Annotated in this window: 20 protein-coding genes; 9 read left to right on the plus strand and 11 right to left on the minus strand. The window is 67.8% G+C overall.

Going from position 1 to position 16,671, the window contains the following annotated elements:
- The 3 genes from NS283_RS01440 to NS283_RS01450 all read right to left on the minus strand — a co-directional run.
- A partial coding sequence (locus tag NS283_RS01440) for an NAD(P)H-binding protein (RefSeq protein ID WP_153003250.1) occupies positions 1-381 on the minus strand: 381 nt, incomplete at its 3' end.
- Between the two features lies 1 nt (position 382).
- On the minus strand, positions 383-766 hold the full coding sequence (locus tag NS283_RS01445) for a PPOX class F420-dependent oxidoreductase (RefSeq protein WP_058595109.1): 384 nt from the start codon (positions 764-766) through the stop codon (positions 383-385).
- Positions 767-841: 75 nt separating this feature from the next.
- Positions 842-1,240 carry a YchJ family protein gene (locus tag NS283_RS01450; RefSeq protein WP_058595110.1) on the minus strand — a complete coding sequence of 133 codons (399 nt, stop codon included), beginning with the start codon at positions 1,238-1,240 and terminating at the stop codon, positions 842-844.
- A 90-nt stretch (positions 1,241-1,330) separates the two neighbouring features.
- Here NS283_RS01450 and NS283_RS01455 point away from each other — a divergent pair, with 90 nt between their 5' ends.
- Positions 1,331-2,269, plus strand: a complete 939-nt coding sequence (locus NS283_RS01455) for a hypothetical protein (RefSeq protein WP_058595111.1) — start codon at positions 1,331-1,333, stop codon at positions 2,267-2,269.
- 26 nt (positions 2,270-2,295) lie between these two features.
- The gene (locus tag NS283_RS01460) at positions 2,296-3,216 is read left to right on the plus strand and encodes a 5'-3' exonuclease (protein ID WP_081317193.1); all 921 of its coding nucleotides are present in this window, start codon (positions 2,296-2,298) and stop codon (positions 3,214-3,216) included.
- 105 nt (positions 3,217-3,321) lie between these two features.
- On the opposite strand, the gene NS283_RS01465 is transcribed toward NS283_RS01460, so the two are convergent.
- Together NS283_RS01465 and trpD are read right to left on the minus strand one after the other, a co-directional pair.
- On the minus strand, positions 3,322-4,314 hold the full coding sequence (locus tag NS283_RS01465; protein WP_058595112.1) for a PHP domain-containing protein: 993 nt from the start codon (positions 4,312-4,314) through the stop codon (positions 3,322-3,324).
- A gap of 3 nt (positions 4,315-4,317) precedes the next feature.
- The gene (trpD, locus tag NS283_RS01470) at positions 4,318-5,379 is read right to left on the minus strand and encodes an anthranilate phosphoribosyltransferase (RefSeq protein WP_058595113.1); all 1,062 of its coding nucleotides are present in this window, start codon (positions 5,377-5,379) and stop codon (positions 4,318-4,320) included.
- A gap of 133 nt (positions 5,380-5,512) precedes the next feature.
- On the opposite strand from trpD, the gene ctaE reads away from it, so the two are divergent.
- The 7 genes from ctaE (at position 5,513) to NS283_RS19415 (ending at position 11,115) form a co-directional block, all read left to right on the plus strand.
- Positions 5,513-6,184 (plus strand): aa3-type cytochrome oxidase subunit III, encoded by a 672-nt coding sequence (ctaE, locus tag NS283_RS01475; RefSeq protein ID WP_058595122.1) that lies wholly within the window; start codon positions 5,513-5,515, stop codon positions 6,182-6,184.
- A gap of 16 nt (positions 6,185-6,200) precedes the next feature.
- Complete coding sequence (gene qcrC, locus NS283_RS01480) at positions 6,201-7,010, plus strand: cytochrome bc1 complex diheme cytochrome c subunit (protein WP_058595114.1); 810 nt, start codon at positions 6,201-6,203, stop codon at positions 7,008-7,010.
- 39 nt (positions 7,011-7,049) lie between these two features.
- The gene (gene qcrA, locus NS283_RS01485) at positions 7,050-8,108 is read left to right on the plus strand and encodes a cytochrome bc1 complex Rieske iron-sulfur subunit (RefSeq protein WP_058595115.1); all 1,059 of its coding nucleotides are present in this window, start codon (positions 7,050-7,052) and stop codon (positions 8,106-8,108) included.
- Positions 8,105-9,943 carry a cytochrome bc1 complex cytochrome b subunit gene (qcrB, locus tag NS283_RS01490; RefSeq protein ID WP_058595116.1) on the plus strand — a complete coding sequence of 613 codons (1,839 nt, stop codon included), beginning with the start codon at positions 8,105-8,107 and terminating at the stop codon, positions 9,941-9,943. The genes qcrA and qcrB overlap by 4 nt, the downstream gene beginning before the upstream one ends.
- A 204-nt stretch (positions 9,944-10,147) precedes the next feature.
- Positions 10,148-10,558 (plus strand): rhodanese-like domain-containing protein, encoded by a 411-nt coding sequence (locus tag NS283_RS01495; RefSeq protein WP_058595117.1) that lies wholly within the window; start codon positions 10,148-10,150, stop codon positions 10,556-10,558.
- Between the two features lie 101 nt (positions 10,559-10,659).
- The gene (locus tag NS283_RS18535; protein ID WP_153003251.1) at positions 10,660-10,875 is read left to right on the plus strand and encodes a hypothetical protein; all 216 of its coding nucleotides are present in this window, start codon (positions 10,660-10,662) and stop codon (positions 10,873-10,875) included.
- Positions 10,876-10,884: 9 nt separating this feature from the next.
- Positions 10,885-11,115 carry a GNAT family N-acetyltransferase gene (locus NS283_RS19415; RefSeq protein WP_058595118.1) on the plus strand — a complete coding sequence of 77 codons (231 nt, stop codon included), beginning with the start codon at positions 10,885-10,887 and terminating at the stop codon, positions 11,113-11,115.
- A gap of 126 nt (positions 11,116-11,241) precedes the next feature.
- On the opposite strand, the gene NS283_RS01505 is transcribed toward NS283_RS19415, so the two are convergent.
- From NS283_RS01505 to NS283_RS01530, 6 genes are all read right to left on the minus strand, one after another.
- Positions 11,242-12,033: a PP2C family protein-serine/threonine phosphatase gene (locus tag NS283_RS01505; protein WP_058595119.1), complete on the minus strand. Its 792-nt coding sequence runs from the start codon at positions 12,031-12,033 to the stop codon at positions 11,242-11,244.
- 4 nt (positions 12,034-12,037) lie between these two features.
- A complete protein-coding gene (locus NS283_RS01510) occupies positions 12,038-12,454 on the minus strand; it encodes a cytochrome c oxidase subunit 4 (RefSeq protein WP_013583173.1) in 417 nt (138 codons plus the stop codon).
- Positions 12,455-12,457: 3 nt separating this feature from the next.
- Positions 12,458-14,221 (minus strand): aa3-type cytochrome oxidase subunit I, encoded by a 1,764-nt coding sequence (gene ctaD, locus NS283_RS01515; RefSeq protein ID WP_043361752.1) that lies wholly within the window; start codon positions 14,219-14,221, stop codon positions 12,458-12,460.
- 2 nt (positions 14,222-14,223) lie between these two features.
- Positions 14,224-15,105, minus strand: a complete 882-nt coding sequence (gene ctaC, locus NS283_RS01520) for an aa3-type cytochrome oxidase subunit II (RefSeq protein ID WP_081317192.1) — start codon at positions 15,103-15,105, stop codon at positions 14,224-14,226.
- A 165-nt stretch (positions 15,106-15,270) separates the two neighbouring features.
- Positions 15,271-15,636, minus strand: a complete 366-nt coding sequence (gene erpA, locus NS283_RS01525; protein WP_013583176.1) for an iron-sulfur cluster insertion protein ErpA — start codon at positions 15,634-15,636, stop codon at positions 15,271-15,273.
- A 71-nt stretch (positions 15,637-15,707) separates the two neighbouring features.
- On the minus strand, positions 15,708-16,671 hold a 964-nt coding region (locus tag NS283_RS01530; RefSeq protein ID WP_058595123.1), incomplete at its 5' end, for a M20/M25/M40 family metallo-hydrolase.

Raw genomic sequence — 16,671 nt, forward strand, 5'->3', positions numbered from 1 at the left:
CGCGTCGTCGGGCGCGATGCCGTGATCGGGCACGGAGCCGATCCACGACACCATGACGAAGCGCCGGACTCCGGCAGCCCCGGCCGCGTCGACAGCGCGCTGAGCGGCATCCCGATCGACAGCGTAGGTCCGGTCGGCGTCTCCGCCCCCGGCACCCGCCGACCAGACGACCGCGTCGGCCCCGGCGAAGGCTTCCGCGAGAGCCTCGACGTCGGCGCTCTCGACGTCGAGGACGAGCGGCGTTCCCCCCGCTCTCTCGACGTCCGCCGATTGAGCGGGGTTGCGGATGATCGACACCGCCTCGTCGCCGCGCTCCACCAGCAGCCCGGCCAGGTGCAGGGCGACCTTGCCGTGGCCGCCGATGATCACGATGCGTTCCATGTCACTGTCCTCCGACCTTCTCGACCGACATCTTCAGGATCACCCGGTGCGCCTTGTCGTCCGGCGCCTGCTGTTCGGGATTGCCGTAGCGCTGCCCGAGCCGCACGTAGAAGAGGCCTTCCGGGTCGGCTTCCTCATCGACCAGACGGCCGCGCACCTCGATGTAGCGGTACGGCTGCGCCGGGTCGTAGACCATGAAGCTCATCGAGGGGTTGTGCTGCAGGTTGCGGTACTTCTGCCGCGTCACCGTGTGCGTGAACAGGATGTGCTCGCCGTCGAACTCGAACCACATCGGGTTCACCTGTACCGTGCCGTCGGGTCGGACCGTGCCGAGGGCGCCGTAGTACGGCTCCTCGAGCAGGTCGCGCAATCTTTCCGGGATCATGCGGCTCCTCTCATCGGGTGGGCGGTTCTCGACCCTACGCGCGGCCCCCGACACGCCGCCGCGGGGTTGACGGCCTCATTCGACGTCGCCGTCCACGTACACCCATCGCCCACCCCGGCGGACGAACCGGCTGCGCTCGGACATCACCTGCCGTTCGACACCGCGGCGCCACGCGGCGTGGAACACGACGACGGCGGTGTCGTCGCGCTCGTCCGCTTCGTCGATCGAGAGCCCCTCCCAGACGGTGTCACTGTCGAGATCGAGGTCGTCGGGACGGGTTCGCGGATGCCACGACCGCACGAGATGCGTGAGATCACCCACGACGTAGGCGGTGTAGCGGGAGCGCATCAGCCGCTCCGCCGACGGTGCCGCGGCTCCGTCGAGGATCGGACCGCAGCACCGGCCGAACTCACCTCCCCCGCACGGGCAGGCCGAGGTCGACGACGGGCGCACGCGGGGGGAGCCGAACGACATCCCGCCACTCTAGGTCGAGTCGGCGCACGGACTTTCCACAGGGGTCGCCGCGACTCCCGTGGCCTTCATACGATGGACCGGGGAGGCGACATGACGAATCAGACCGCGAACGGTGGGCGACCGCCGTTCGCCGCGTACGGTCCGGCGTCCGCCGGTTACGGCCCCGGCGCTCCCGTCACCGTCCCTCCCACGATCGGCCCCGCCGCGCCCGGCGCCCCGGCCCCGTGGCCGAGCCCGGGCTCTCCCCCGAACGGTTCCGCCTCCCCGGCCGGAGCGCGACCCCCGCGGCGCGGCCTCGGCATCACGGCGCTCGTGCTCGCGTGCGTGGGAGCGATCGCCGCGTTCACGGCCTCGCCGCTCGCCTGGCTGCTGCTGGTCACCGCACTCGTGCTCGCGATCGTGCACCTGGCGCGCCGCGGCGGTGCCCGCGTGCCCGCGGTGATCGCGATCGTGATCGTCGGCTTCGGCGTCTTCATCGCCCTGATCGCCGCGGTGGTGTCCGGTTTCACCTCCGCGGGCTCGGGTGTCGACTCCGCTCCCGATCCCGAGACCGACACGTACACGCTCGCGCAACGGCTCTCCCTCCCGCCCGACCGCGGATCCGAGTCCGAACTGGCGTGGGGCACCGCCCAGACCATCATCGACTCCGACACCGGCGACGACGTGTGGTCGATTCGCACCCTCGCGCCGATCGACATCACCTCCGAGACGTTCTCGGCATCCGGTTCACTCGTCGCGACCCCGGTCGAGATCACCAACCTCACCGATGAGACCATCGACTCCGACGCGTGGCAGCTGCGGTTCTCGACGAGCTACCGCCTCTCCGACGGCACCTACGCGGACGCGGCCTACGACCCGGCGGTGACCGACCTATATCCCAGCCGGTACGACATCACCGACGTCGCTCCCGGCGCCACCGTCACCTTCTACGTCGTTCACGACGGCTCCATCGCCGAGGCCGACGAGGGCAGCGTCGAGGTCGGGCTCTACTCCGGTGACATCATCACGTGGACGGCGACCGGCGGCTGAGGCCACCCCGTGTCAGGATGAACGCCGTGACCGATCGCCTGATGCTCCTCGACACCGCGTCCCTGTACTTCCGCGCGTTCTACGGGGTGCCCGACAAGGTCCGCGCCTCCGACGGCACCTCGGTCAACGCGGTGCGGGGACTTCTCGACATGATCGCGAAGCTCGTCTCGACCTATCGCCCCACCCACGTCGTGGCGTGCTGGGACGACGACTGGCGACCCGCGTGGCGCGTCGACCTCCTCCCGAGCTACAAGGCGCACCGTGTCGTCGAGGCGGTCGCCTCGGGTCCCGATCGAGAAGAGGCTCCCGATCCTCTCGTCGTCCAGATCCCCCTCATCCGCGAAGCGCTCGCCGTTCTCGGCATCCCCGTGGTGGGAGCGGCCGAGCACGAGGCCGACGACGTCATCGGCACGCTCGCCACCACCGCCCAGGTGCCGGTCGACATCGTGACCGGCGACCGCGACCTCTTCCAGCTCATCGACGACGAGCGCGGCATCCGCATCGTCTACACCGCCCGCGGCATGAGCAACCTCGAGGTCGTCGACGACGCCGCGGTGTTCGCGAAGTACGGCATCCACGCGGCCCAGTACGCCGACTTCGCGGTCCTGCGGGGCGACCCCTCGGACGGGCTGCCCGGCGTCGCCGGCATCGGCGAGAAGTCGGCCGCCGCCCTGCTCACCGCCCACACCGACCTCGCGGGCATCGCCGCAGCCGCCGAAGCCGGCACGGGCGGGACGCCGGCGCAGCGCGCCAAGATCCTCGCGGCGGCCGACTACCTGGCCGTGGCACCCACGGTGGTGCGCGTCGTGCGCGACCTCGACCTCGGGGGCATCGACGACGCCCTTCGCCCGCGCGACGACGAGCGCACCGCAGCCGCCGAGGCCCTCGCCGAGCGATGGAACCTCGGCTCGTCGATGACGCGCGCCCTGGCGGCTCTGCCGGCGTGACGACGCCCCGCGTGCCGCGAAGCCCCGCATAAACGCGATTCACTCACGAAAACACGAGGACAGCGCGTTTCTGTGCGCCGATCGCGTTTATGCGCGCCGGCGCGGTCATCTCTCCCGCTCGAGCCACGACCGCAACCGCTCGAGCGGCCACGTCGTGACGATGCGGTCGTGAGGCACCCCCGCCGCCTCGGCGCGCGCGGCCCCATAGTCGAGCAGCGACAACTGCCCGGGCGCGTGCGCGTCCGAGTCGATCGAGAACAGGCATCCCTCGTCCAGGGCGATCGCGATCAGCTCGTCCGGCGGGTCCTGACGCTCCGGACGCGAGTTGATCTCGACCGCCACACCCGAGTCCGCACACGCGGCGAAGACCGCGCGAGCGTCGAACTCCGACGGCGGGCGCGTCCCGCGTGCGCCCTCGACGAGACGCCCCGTCACATGACCGAGCACGTCCACCCGAGGATGGCTCGCCGCCGCGACAAGCCGACGCGTCATGGGCTCGCGCTCCATGCGGAGCTTGGAATGAGCGGATGCCACGACCACATCGAGCTCGCGCAGAAGCGCATCCTCCTGGTCGAGGTCACCGTCGTCGAGGATGTCGACCTCGATTCCCGACAGCAGCGTGAATCCCCCGCCACTCATCCCCCGCACGACCTCGAGCTGTCGGCGTAGTCGCTCGGGAGACAGCCCATTCGCGACGGTCAGGCGCGGTGAGTGGTCGGTCAGGGCCAGGTACTCGTGTCCGAGCGCGCGACCCGCCTCCACCATCGCCTCGATCGGCGTCACCCCGTCCGACCAATCACTGTGGCTGTGCAGGTCGCCCCGCAGCGCGGCACGGAGTTCTTCACCACCGACGGCACCCGCGGTCGCCCGCAGCGCCGCGAGGCGTTCGGGAACCTCCCCGGCAAGAGCCTGCTGGATGACCGCGAACGTCGAGTCGCCGATCCCGGGCCTCCGCCGGAGCCCCGGGTCGCGCAGCTCCGCGTCGCTGAGGCCGTCGATCGCCGACGCCGCGGTCCGGAACGCCTTCGACTTGTATCGCGACGCACGCTCCCTCTCGAGCAGGTACGCGATCTCGTTCAGCGCGTCCAGCGGCCGCATGGGTTACTCCGCGAGCTCCCGCGTCGTCGAGATCCAGGCCTCGAGCTTCGCGGACGCTCGCCCGTCGTCGATCGCCGCAGCGGCATCCGCCATCGCCTCGGCCAGACGCTCGAGGATCGGACGCTGCACCTGCGCGGCATCCTGGAACAACCGGTACGACACGAGTCCGGCCGCGGCGTTCAGGAGGACGATGTCGCGCACCGCCCCGGTCTCGCCGGCGAGCGTGCGCCGCACGACCTCGGCGTTGTGATCGGGCGAGCCGCCGAGCAGGGCATCGATCTCGACGAGCGGGATGCCGAGATCCCGAGGATCCAGATCGTGCTCGTGGACATCGCCTCTGCTGATCTCCCAGAGCCGGCTGTGTCCGGTGGTCGTCAGCTCGTCGAGACCGTCGTCGCCGCGGAACACGAGCGCCGTCGCCCCGCGTGTGCGGAAGACGCCGGTGATGAGCGGGACCCGATCGAGGTGGGCGACGCCGACCGCGTTCGCCTCCGCACGGGCCGGGTTGCACAGCGGGCCGAGGAAGTTGAACACCGTCGGCACGCCGAGCTCCGACCGGGTCGGCCCCGCGTGACGGAATCCGGGATGGAACGCCGCGGCGAACGCGAAGGTGATCCCCGTGCGATCGAGGGTCTCGGCGACGTGGGCCGGATCGAGAGTGAGAGCGATACCGAGCGACGACAGGACGTCGGAGGATCCGGATGCCGAGCTCGCGGCGCGATTGCCGTGCTTGACCACGGGGACTCCGGATGCCGCCGCCACCACTGCCGCCATCGTCGAGACGTTGACGGTGCCGAAGCGGTCTCCGCCGGTCCCAACGATGTCGAGGACTTCGGCGCGCACCGGGAGCGGGACAGCCGCCTCGAGGATGGCGTCACGGAAGCCCACGATCTCTTCGACCGTCTCGCCCTTGGCGCGCAGCGCGATCAGGAACCCGGCGAGCTGCGACGGGGTCGCCTCGCCCGCCATGACACGCCGCATGGCCCACGTGGATTCCGACACGCTGAGGTCGCGCCCGTCGAGGAGAGACGTGAGGACATCGGGCCAGGAGAAGCGTTCCGCCATGCCATGATCCTTCCACACCGCTCTGCCGCTCTCCGAGCCGTGCGAGACGCGGCAGAAGTCCCGTCACACCGGGGATTCCCCGTGGATTCTTAGGTTTCCCTAAGTCTCGACCGTGGAATATCTCCAGCTCGAGATGGGAATATCGGCCCGTCGGATCGCGCATAATGGAACGGTGACGACCTCAGCGACGTATTCCCAGGCCGTGCGTGCCGTGAAGCGGCCCGACCCGGTCGCCGTGGGCACCATCGTGTGGCTGGGCAGCGAGGTCATGTTCTTCGCCGGCCTCTTCGCCATCTACTTCACTCTGCGCAGCACCTCCGCGTCCCTCTGGGCGCAGGAGACCGAGCTGCTCAACGTCCCCTTCGCGACCGTCAACACGATCATCCTCGTGCTGTCCTCGGTCACGTGCCAGATGGGCGTGTTCGCTGCCGAGCGGTACCAGCCGTACCGCTCCGGCAAGCCGTTCCGCTTCGTCCAGTGGGGAATGGTGGAGTGGTTCTACCTCACGTTCATCCTCGGCGCCGTCTTCGTGTCGGGCCAGGTGTGGGAGTACGCGACGCTGGTTGCCGAAGGCATGCCCATCAGCGCCAACCCCTACGCCTCGGCCTTCTACCTGACCACCGGCTTCCACGCCCTGCACGTGACGGGCGGGCTCATCGCCTTCCTCCTCGTCATCGGCCGTGCCTACGCCGTGAAGAACTTCGGGCGCAAAGAGATGACCACCTCGATCGTCGTGTCCTACTACTGGCACTTCGTCGACGTCGTCTGGATCGCCCTGTTCTTCGTCATCTACTTCCTGAAGTAAGAGAGCAGTACCTCACATGGCACGAGAGAAGAAGCCGCGCCGCGCCTCCGGGCGCCGCAGTCCCCTGGCCGCCGCCGCGCTGATCGGCATCGGTCTCCTCCTCACCGGTGGCGTGTACGCCGGTGCGTCCGCCGCGATGGCCGCGACCGACACCCCGACGAGCAGCGCTTCCTCCGCGACCGCGGTCGAAGAGGGCAAGAAGCTCTTCCAGGCGAACTGCGCGACCTGTCACGGCCTCGACCTCGAGGGCAGCCAGCAGGGTCCCTCCCTGTTCGGCGTGGGCGAGCTGTCGGTGCACTTCCAAGTGTCCACCGGACGCATGCCGCTTCAGGCCCAGGGCCCGCAGGCCCCCCAGAAGCCCGTGCAGTTCACCGAAGAGCAGATCGACGCGATCGCCGCTTTCGTGCAGTCGTCGGCCCCCGGCCCGACCTACCCGAGCGCCGACATCACCGACGGCGAGGGCGACCTCTCCCACGGTGCCGAGCTGTTCCGCATCAACTGCGCGATGTGCCACAACGTCGCCGGCGCCGGCGGTGCGCTGACCGAGGGCAAGTGGGCCCCGGATCTGCACACCGTGACGCCCGTCAACATGTACGCGGCCATGGTCACCGGCCCGCAGAACATGCCGGTCTTCAACGACCTCAACCTCACCCCCGAAGACAAGCGCGACGTCATCTCGTACCTGATGTTCCTTCAGAAGTCCGAGTCCCCCGGCGGATTCTCGCTCGGTTCGCTCGGTCCGGTCTCCGAGGGTCTGTTCATCTGGATCTTCGGAATCGGGGCGCTCATCGCGCTCACCGTGTGGATCACGGCCAAGTCCAACTGACCGTCGTCATCGACATTACGTAAACGCACGAGGAGCACCATGGCACACGAGGAAGACGCACTCGAGCACGAGAGGGCTTCATGGAAGCCCTCCGCCGGGCTCGCCGTCGCGGTTCCCGACCCCGTGGAGAACCCGGGTCTTCCCGGACACCGCCACCGCATGACCGATCAAGACCCGCAGGCGATGAAGCGGGCGGTCCGCACGGTCTACACGCTGTTCTACTTCTCGGTCGCCGCGAGCATCTGGGCGAGCATCGCCTACATGATCTTCCCGATCGAGTCGGGCGCGCTGATCGACATCCGGTACAACAACCTCTTCATCGGACTCGGCATCGGCTTCGCCCTGCTGTCGATCGGTATCGGCACCATTCACTGGGGCAAGTCGGTCATGTCCGACAAGGAGTACATCGAGGATCGCCACGCCACGCGCGGCCGTGACGAGACCCGCCAGGGCGCCGTCAACGTCTTCGTCGAGGCGAACGAGGACTCCGGCTTCGGTCGCCGCGAGATCATCCGCAACTCGCTGTTCGCTGCTCTCGCTGCCTCGATCATCCCGGGCATCACCCTGTTCCGTGGTCTCGCACCTCAGGACGAAGACCCGGTGAAGCTGCTCAGCCACACCATGTGGAAGGAGGGCTCGCGCCTGTCGCACGACCCCTCCGGTCGCCCGATCCGTGCAGCCGACGTCACCCTCGGCTCGGCCTTCCACGTGATCCCGGAAGAGCTCGCCGGCCTCGGCCACGACGAGGGCTACCTCGAAGAGAAGGCCAAGGCCATCGTGCTGCTGATGCGTCTGCAGCCCGAGCAGCTGAACCCCGAGACCAACAAGATGGACTGGACGTACGACGGCATCGTCGCGTACTCGAAGGTCTGCACGCACGTCGGCTGCCCCGTGGCGCTCTACGAGCAGCAGACCCACCACCTCCTGTGCCCTTGCCACCAGTCGCAGTTCGACGTCGCCAACGGTGCGGCCGTCATCTTCGGCCCGGCCGCCCGTCCCCTGCCGCAGCTCCCCATCACCGTCGACGCCGAGGGTTACCTCGTCGCGAAGAGTGACTTCCACGAGCCCGTCGGCCCCAGCTTCTGGGAGCGCAAATGAGCATCGGTACTCATCCCACCGAGAACGTCACGACCGAACCCGCCGTCTCGTCCGGCCCGCAGCCGGGGGGACGCGACGGTAAGCCGCTCGGCGGCCGTTTCGTCGGCGCTGCGGCGAACTACCTCGACGAGCGCACGAGCATGTCGGGCATCGTCAAAGAGCTCGGCCGCAAGATCTTCCCCGACCACTGGTCCTTCATGCTGGGCGAGATCGCCCTGTGGAGCTTCGTAGTCGTGCTGCTGTCCGGCACCTTCCTGACGTTCTTCTTCCAGGCGTCGATGGTCGAGACGCACTACAACGGCGCCTACGAGCCCATGCGCGGTATCGCGATGTCCGCGGCGATGGAGTCCGCGCTGCACATCTCGTTCGACCTGCGCGGTGGACTCCTGGTCCGTCAGATCCACCACTGGGCCGCCCTGGTGTTCGTGGCCGGCATCGGCGTGCACATGCTGCGCGTCTTCTTCACCGGCGCGTTCCGCAAGCCGCGCGAGCTCAACTGGGTCGTCGGCTTCATCCTCTTCATCCTCGCGATGGCCGAGGGCTTCACGGGCTACTCCCTCCCCGACGACCTGCTCTCGGGTAACGGCCTCCGCATCATCGACGGCATGATCAAGGGCCTCCCGATCATCGGCACCTGGACCTCGTTCCTGCTGTTCGGCGGCGAGTTCCCCGGTACCGCGATCGTCGGCCGCCTGTACACGCTGCACATCCTGCTGCTGCCGGCCATCCTGGTCGCGCTGCTGGCGGTGCACCTCATGCTGATGATCATCAACAAGCACACGCAGTTCGCCGGCCCCGCCCGCTCGAACAGCAACGTCGTGGGCTACCCGATGCTCCCGGTGTACGCGTCGAAGATGGGTGGATTCTTCTTCATCACGTTCGGTGTGATCGTCCTGATCGCCGCGCTCGTGACGATCAACCCGATCTGGAACTACGGTCCGTACGACCCCTCCCCCGTCTCGGCCGGTACGCAGCCCGACTGGTACATCGGCTTCGCGGACGGCATGCTGCGCCTCATCCCGCCGCACCTCGAGTTCGTGCTCTGGGACCACACGTGGTCGTGGAACATCATCATCCCCGTCGGCGTGCTGGGACTGTTCATCGTCCTCGTGCTCGTCTACCCCTTCATCGAGGCGTGGATCACCGGCGACACCCGCGAGCACCACATCGCACAGCGCCCCCGCAACGCGGCGACCCGTACGGCCATCGGCGCCGCCGGCGTCACGTTCTACGCGGTCATGTGGGCGGCGGCTTCGTCCGACATCATGGCCACGCACTTCCACCTCACGATGGAAGGCGTCATCCACGCGCTTCAGGCGCTGCTCATCCTCGGCCCGATCCTGGCCTACTTCGTCACCAAGCGCATCTGCATCGCTCTGCAGAAGAAGGACCGCGAGATCGCGCTGCATGGGTACGAGTCGGGTCGCATCGTCCGCCTTCCCGGCGGCGAGTACATCGAGGTCCACCAGCCCGTCGACGAGTACGAGCGCTGGAAGCTGATCGACAACGAGACCTACGAGCCGCTCGTGGTCCGGCCCAACGACAAGGGCGAGATCCCCTGGTACTCGAACTTCCGTGCCGGCGTCTCGCGCTGGTTCTTCGAGGACCGTCTCGCTCCGCTGACTCAGGCCGAGGTCGACGCGGCGGTGGCACACCAGCACCACGAGCTCGACCACATCGATCACGAGGAGGCTGACGAGATCGCGGGTGCGAACGCCCGGGCCGACGAGGATGGTCGTCCGCACATGGCGATCGGTGAGCGCGCCGAAGTCGAGCTCCCCGCTCCGAAGGGTCTCGAGGAGAAGAACCGCCCTCACGAGGACAAGAGCGAGTAATCTCCCCCGCGAAACCCCGGTGCTTCGGCACCGGGGTTTCGTCGTTTCTCCGGCACACAGGCTCCTTTCGGCGCTGCGTATGAGCGTCTGACGCACCTCGGAGGACCGAGGCGGTGCCCGCGGGTGAGTGCATTGGCAGGATGCCACGGGTGAGTGGCATCCCGCCCCTCTCGGCGTGCGGGCCCGCCGTCGTACCGTGTGCGTATGACCAGCATTCAGGAGTATTTCGCCGCCCGGCTCGCCGCGGAGACCGACCCCTCCGACGTATACGCGGCGCAGAAGGCCGGAGATCGTTTCGTCCTCGTCGACGTCCGAGGCGACGATGCATGGCAGCAGGGCCGCATTACCGGCGCCGTGCACCTCCCCTACCGTGACATCGCCGACCGCGCGCCCTTGGAGATTCCGCTCGACATGCCCGTCGTCGTGTACTGCTGGAGCCCCGGATGCAACGCGGGCCAGAAGGGCGCGCTCGCGTTCGCGTCACTCGGCTACACCGTTCGCGAGATGATCGGGGGCTACGAGTATTGGGTCCGTGAGGGCCAACCCTTCGAGAACGATGAGGGGCCCTGCGAGCGGGTCTTCGACCCCACGGTCATGGTCGTACGCTCGAACTGAGAGGGTGCCGGGCGCCGACGCTCGCGCTCCACCCGATAGGGGGCCAGCACGGTACCGTCGGGGGACGCTCCGCGAACGCGGAAGAGAGAGGAACGCGAAGCGTGGCACGATCTGCAGACATCCGGCCGGCCACGGTTCCGGACCACGTGCTCGATGGGCTGTCCGTCGAATCGCGCGCAAACGGGTGGCTGCAGATCATCAACGACCCGAACGCGACGGGCCGCACGATCGTCGCGGACCGCGATGGCGACATCGTCGGGTGGGCGCCCTTCGGACCCGGGCGCGACGAAGGAGCGTCGGACGAGGGCAAGCGCTGAAGGCTCTACGTGCACCCGTCCGCATTCGCGATCGGGGTTGGGCATGCGTTGATCTCAGCCGCCCAACAGGCACTCCGCGAGGACGGGTACGCCTGCGCCGATCTCTGGGTCCTGGACGGGAACGAGCGCGCCGCCGAATTCTCCGAGAATCACGGATGGAACGAAGACGGCGACGTCGAGGTCGACGAGCGCCAGACGATGAGACTGCTCGAGCGGCGACGGGTTACGTCCCTCATCTGACATCGTCAGCGCCGAACTTCTCGGTGCCGAGCAGGTCGGCCCGGCCGTAGCCGACGAGCGATCGAACCGGCGGCTCGGGCCCTCGGAGCGACAGACCGTCGTCAGAGCTGTGAAGCGAGTCGACTCTCAGGCCGTCTCGACGTCCTCGGCGAACCACCGCGCCGCAGACCCCGAGAACACCGGCTCGCTCACAATGGGCTGCTCGTCATCGACGACATCGCAGACGACGACCGTCACGTTGTCGCGCGTGCCCGCCTCGAGCGCGAGCGCCACGGCGGCGGCGGCTGCGGAGCGGGGATCATCGGCCTCCGCGATCAGACGCGCGACGTCCGCCTCGGGCACGTAATCGGTGAGCCCGTCGCTGCAGAGAACCCAGCGATCGCCGACCACCGGCGGCCGCTCGGCGACCGATACGACGTCGCCCTCGGCTCCGCCCAGCGAGGCGGTGATGATGTTGCGGCGAGGATGAGCGGCTGCGGCCTCGGGCGGGATGATCCCGTGGTCGACCAATGCCTGCACGTAGGAGTCGTCGCGTGTCTCACGGGTGAACTCGCCGTCGCGCAGCAGATAGGCACGGGAATCACCGGTGTGGGCGAGGAGCAGCTGACCATCGGCGCCGAGGAACACGCCCGTGAAGGTCGTCGCCATGCCGCGGAGCGCCGGGTCACGTTCGACGTGGGCGCGGATATCCCAGTTCGCCTCGCGTATACGGACGAGGAGACCGTCCGCGTCGATCGCACTCCCCCGCGTCGCCACCAGGCGATGAATGAGCGCCGCCGAGGCGAGATCGCCCGAAGGGCCACCGCCGACGCCGTCTGCCACCGCCGCACCCCAGGACGCCACGAACGCGGCGTCCTGGTTGGTGGGACGATGGGCGCCGGCGTCGGAGACGGCGGCCGTATTCAGCCGAAGGGGCACAGGATCAGCGGGCGAAGTACCCGCGGTAGTACTCGTACACCCAGCCCACGATCGCGACCACGAAGACCATGAACCCGATGGGAACCATCCAGCTCCCCACCGCGAGGCCGATCACAGCGATCGCCGCCGACGCGGCGAGCACGATGGGCCACCACGACCACGGGCTGAACTCGCCCATCTCGGGGTCGCCGTCATCGATGTCAGCGGTCAGCGTGTCTTCGGGGAGCTCGCCGTTCTGCGCCTTGAGCACACGACCCACGTAGAAGGCGATCATCGACGACATGAGGCCGAGGAAGACGAGGGCCACGGTTCCGACCCACTCGACACCACCGTGCTGGATGAGGCTCCAGACCGTGTAGACCGCGGCGATGAAGAATCCGAAGCCCGCGAGGAGCCACCAGAGTCCGACATTGGTACGCATCGTTTACTTGACCTCTCCAGCGGCCGCGTCGACGACGGGCGTGTCGGGGGCGTCCTTCGCCGGGCCCACGCCGACCGGGATACCGGCCTCGGGGTGGTTCAGGTCGAAGGCGGGGCGCTCGCTACGGATGCGCGGGATCGAGGTGAAGTTGTGACGCGGCGGCGGGCAGGACGTCGCCCACTCGAGCGAAGCACCATAACCCCACGGGTCGTCGACCGTCACACGAGGAGCCTTGCGGGCCGTGATCCAGACGTTCAGCAGGAACGGGATCATCGACGCACCGAGGATCATCGAGCCGATGGTCGAGAGCTGGTTCTCCCAGGTCCATCCGTCGGCCGCGGCGTAGTCCGCGTAGCGACGCACCATGCCGTCGACGCCCAGCCAGTGCTGGATGAGGAAGGTCATGTGGAAGCCGATGAACAGCATCCAGAAGTGCACCATACCGAGACGCTCGTTCAGCATCTTGCCGGTCCACTTGGGCCACCAGAAGTAGAAGCCCGCGAACATCGCGAAGACGACCGTGCCGAAGACGACGTAGTGGAAGTGCGCCACGACGAAGTACGAGTCGGACAGGTGGAAGTCGAGCGGGGGCGACGCGAGGATGACACCGGTCAGGCCGCCGAAGACGAACGACACGAGGAAGCCGAGTGCGAACACCATCGGCGTTTCGAACGTGACGGATCCCCGCCAGAGCGTGCCGATCCAGTTGAAGATCTTCACGCCGGTCGGCACCGCGATGAGCATGGTCATCAGGGCGAAGAACGGCAGGAGCACTCCACCCGTGACGTACATGTGGTGCGCCCACACGGCCACCGACAGGGCGGCGATCGCGATCGTCGCGTAGACGAGGGTCTTGTAACCGAAGATCGGCTTGCGGCTGAACACCGGGAAGATCTCGGAGACGATGCCGAAGAACGGCAGCGCGATGATGTACACCTCGGGGTGACCGAAGAACCAGAAGAGGTGCTGCCAGAGGAGCACGCCGCCGTTCTCCGGGCTGTAGATGTGGGCACCGAGCACGCGGTCGGCGGCGGCGGCGAAGATGGCCGCGGCGAGCACCGGGAAGGCGAGAAGGATCAGGATGCTCGTGATGAGCGTGTTCCACGAGAAGATCGGCATGCGCCACATGGTCATGCCGGGGGCGCGCATCGTGAGGATCGTGGTGATGAAGTTCACCGCACCGAGGATCGTACCGAAACCGCTGATGCCGAGGCCCAGCATCCAGAGGTTACCGCCGACACCCGGCGAGAAACTCGCGTTGGCGAGCGGCTGATAGGCGAACCAGCCGAACCCGGCCGCACCCTGCGGGGTGAGGAAGCCGGAGACGGCGATCGTCGAGCCGAAGAGGAACAGCCAGAAGGCGAAGGCGTTCAGACGCGGGAACGCCACGTCGGGCGCACCGATCTGCAGCGGCAGCAGCGCGTTCGCGAAGCCCGCGAACAGCGGCGTCGCGAACATGAGCAGCATGATCGTGCCGTGCATGGTGAACAGCTGGTTGTACTGCTCTTTGGTCGGGATGATCTGCATGCCGGGCTCGAAGAGCTCTGCACGGATGATCAGCGCCATCACGCCACCGAGCATGAAGAAGATCACCGAGGCGATCAGGTACATGTACCCGATGGTCTTGTGGTCGGTGGAGGTGATCCACTTGACGACCAGGTTGCCCTTCTGTTCGACACGCGAGGTGCTGAGCAGAGCGGCTTGACGCGGAGGGAGGGTCGTCGGGCGGGAAGTGCCCTTCTCCTGAAGCGGAAGCGTCGTGGCCATGATCACTTGTTCCCTTCGGCGCCGGCCGTCGTGAGGTTCTGCAGGCGCGACAGATCACTGATGTCGCCGACGTCACCGGCGCTGCGGAGCGACTGGAGGTAGTCCTCGTACTCCGCGTCGCTGACGACCTTGACGTTGAAGAGCATGGCGGAGTGGTACTCGCCGCAGAGCTCGGCGCACTTGCCTTCGTACGTGCCCTCGCGGGTCGGAGTGAACGACCACTCGTTGTCGCGGCCGATGTACATGTCCTTCTTGTACAGGAAGTCGATGATCCAGAACGAGTGGATCACGTCGCGCGACCGGAGGTCGATCTTGACCTTCTTGTTGACCGGGAGGTAGAGCGTCGGCACGTCCTCGAGGTCGTAGCCGTCGGCCGTGGCCGTCGCCTGGACGCCCATCGAGTACACGGCGTCGGAGTTGTCTTCCTTCGTGCCGTTGTACTGGAAGTCCCAGGCCCACTGCTTGCCGTACGCGGTGATCGAGACGTCGGGGTCGTCGTACTGCGTCTCGAGCGTGTTCTGGTCACGCGCCGTGAAGGCGAAGAAGCCGACGACGAGGATCAGCGGGACGATCGTGTAGAAGATCTCGACCGGCATGTTGTAGCGCAACTGCACCGGGAGGCCCGACTGCCCCTTGCGGCGGCGGTAGGCGATGACCGCCCAGAGCATGAGACCCCACGTGATCACGCCGACTGCGAGCAGCACGATCCAGGAGTTGACCCACAGACCGGCGACCATGTCGGTGTGGTTGGTGGCAGGCGTGCCGTCATCGACGAAGCCGGGGAGGAAACCGTGCAGCTGGGTCGTGGTGCAACCGGACAGAAGCGCGACGGACGCGATCCCGAGGGGAAGCGCAGCCCAGCGGAGGCGACGTTTGGAGGGCACAGTGCACCTTTCCGGGTCGTGGATGAAGCTTTGACAGTCTACGGCAACCTCTCACCGTTCTCAGGCCATTCGTCCAGTGCCGAGACATCGAGAACCCCCGGATTCCACGGTGTGATCCGTGGTTCCGGGGGTCCTCGAAAGACGCTCGCGGACGGCGCGCCGAGCTCAGTGGAAGCTGTCGCCGCACGCGCAGGAGCCCTGCGCGTTGGGGTTGTCGATCGTGAAGCCCTGCTCCGAGATCGTGTCCTTGAAGTCGATGCTCGCGCCGTCGAGATACGGCACGCTCATGTCGTCGACGATGACCTCGACGCCGTCGAAGTCGACGACCTTGTCGCCGTCGAGGTAACGCTCGTCGAAGTAGAGCTGGTAGATGAGGCCGGAGCAACCGCCCGGCTGCACGGCGACACGGAGACGCAGGTCGTCGCGGCCTTCCTGCGACAGCAGGCTCTTGACCTTGTCGGAGGCGGCCGCGGTCAGGCCCACGCCGTGCTCGCGGGTGTCGGCGGCGGACGACAGTGTGGTGTCGGTCATGGCGATGCCCTTCGGTTGATCGGTCGCGGGGACGAGACGATTCTACGCCCGTCGCGCCCCCGCGGCCTCGTTCAGACGGTACGCGCGTTCAGGCGCGTCAGCAGGAGAGCTTCCGACACCACCGCGTTGCGGAACGTGTCCAGGTGCAACGACTCGTTGGGGCTGTGCGCCCGGGCGTGAGGATCCTCCACCCCCGTGACGAGGATCTGCGCCGCGGGGAACTCTCGGACGAGGTCGGCGATGAAGGGGATCGAGCCCCCGATCCCGACGTCGACGGACTCGACGCCGTACCCCTCGGCGAACGACGCGCGGGCGTCCTCGACGGCCCAGCCGCTCGTGTCGACGAGGAACGCGTCGCCGCAGTCGACGTCGCTGAACTCCAGGTGGGCTCCGAACGGCGCATGGGCGCGGAGGTGCGCTTCAATCGCCGCGTACGCGTCCTCGGCGCTCTGGCCGGGAGCGACGCGAGCGCTGATCACGACGCTCGTCTCGGGTGACAGCGTGTTCGACGCCGACGCCACGGGCGTGGCATCCCATCCGGTGATCGTCACCGAGGGCTTGTTCCAGATGCGGCTCAGGATCGAGTCGCGCCCGATGGGGCTGACTCCCTCGAGCAGGCCCGACTCCGCGCGAAGCGTGGACTCGTCGTACGCCGGGGTCTCCGCCTCGCGGACGTGGAGGCCCTCGACCGCGACGGCACCGTCGTCGTCCCAAAGCGTCGCCAGGAGCTTCACGGTCGCGAGCATGGCATCCGGGACCGCTCCGCCGAGCATCCCCGAGTGGGAGGCGTGCTCCAGGGTCCGCACCGTCAGCGTGAAACGGGCATTGCCGCGGAGCGACACGGTGAGGCCGGGCGTGCGGTCGTCCCAGTTGCCCGAGTCGGCGACGACGATGACGTCGGAGCGCAGCACGTCGACGTTGTCGGCCAGGAACTGGGCGAAGGAGCGGGACCCGTACTCCTCCTCGCCCTCGATGAAGACGGCGATCCCGAGGTCGAGGCCGTCGCCGACCACTTCGGCCAGCGCGCGGATGGCG

The sequence above is a fragment of the Microbacterium testaceum genome, assembly GCF_001476285.1.
Taxonomy (GTDB): domain Bacteria; phylum Actinomycetota; class Actinomycetes; order Actinomycetales; family Microbacteriaceae; genus Microbacterium; species Microbacterium testaceum_B.

Coding starts and splice junctions, on each gene's coding strand:
- NS283_RS01445 (WP_058595109.1), bottom strand. CDS start 766: ATGATCCCGGAAAGATTGCGCGACCTGCTCGAGGAGCCGTACTACGGC.
- NS283_RS01450 (WP_058595110.1), bottom strand. CDS start 1,240: ATGTCGTTCGGCTCCCCCCGCGTGCGCCCGTCGTCGACCTCGGCCTGC.
- NS283_RS01455 (WP_058595111.1), top strand. CDS start 1,331: ATGACGAATCAGACCGCGAACGGTGGGCGACCGCCGTTCGCCGCGTAC.
- NS283_RS01465 (WP_058595112.1), bottom strand. CDS start 4,314: ATGCGGCCGCTGGACGCGCTGAACGAGATCGCGTACCTGCTCGAGAGG.
- trpD (WP_058595113.1), bottom strand. CDS start 5,379: ATGGCGGAACGCTTCTCCTGGCCCGATGTCCTCACGTCTCTCCTCGAC.
- ctaE (WP_058595122.1), top strand. CDS start 5,513: ATGGGAATATCGGCCCGTCGGATCGCGCATAATGGAACGGTGACGACC.
- qcrC (WP_058595114.1), top strand. CDS start 6,201: ATGGCACGAGAGAAGAAGCCGCGCCGCGCCTCCGGGCGCCGCAGTCCC.
- qcrA (WP_058595115.1), top strand. CDS start 7,050: ATGGCACACGAGGAAGACGCACTCGAGCACGAGAGGGCTTCATGGAAG.
- qcrB (WP_058595116.1), top strand. CDS start 8,105: ATGAGCATCGGTACTCATCCCACCGAGAACGTCACGACCGAACCCGCC.
- NS283_RS01495 (WP_058595117.1), top strand. CDS start 10,148: ATGACCAGCATTCAGGAGTATTTCGCCGCCCGGCTCGCCGCGGAGACC.
- NS283_RS01510 (WP_013583173.1), bottom strand. CDS start 12,454: ATGCGTACCAATGTCGGACTCTGGTGGCTCCTCGCGGGCTTCGGATTC.
- ctaD (WP_043361752.1), bottom strand. CDS start 14,221: ATGGCCACGACGCTTCCGCTTCAGGAGAAGGGCACTTCCCGCCCGACG.
- erpA (WP_013583176.1), bottom strand. CDS start 15,636: ATGACCGACACCACACTGTCGTCCGCCGCCGACACCCGCGAGCACGGC.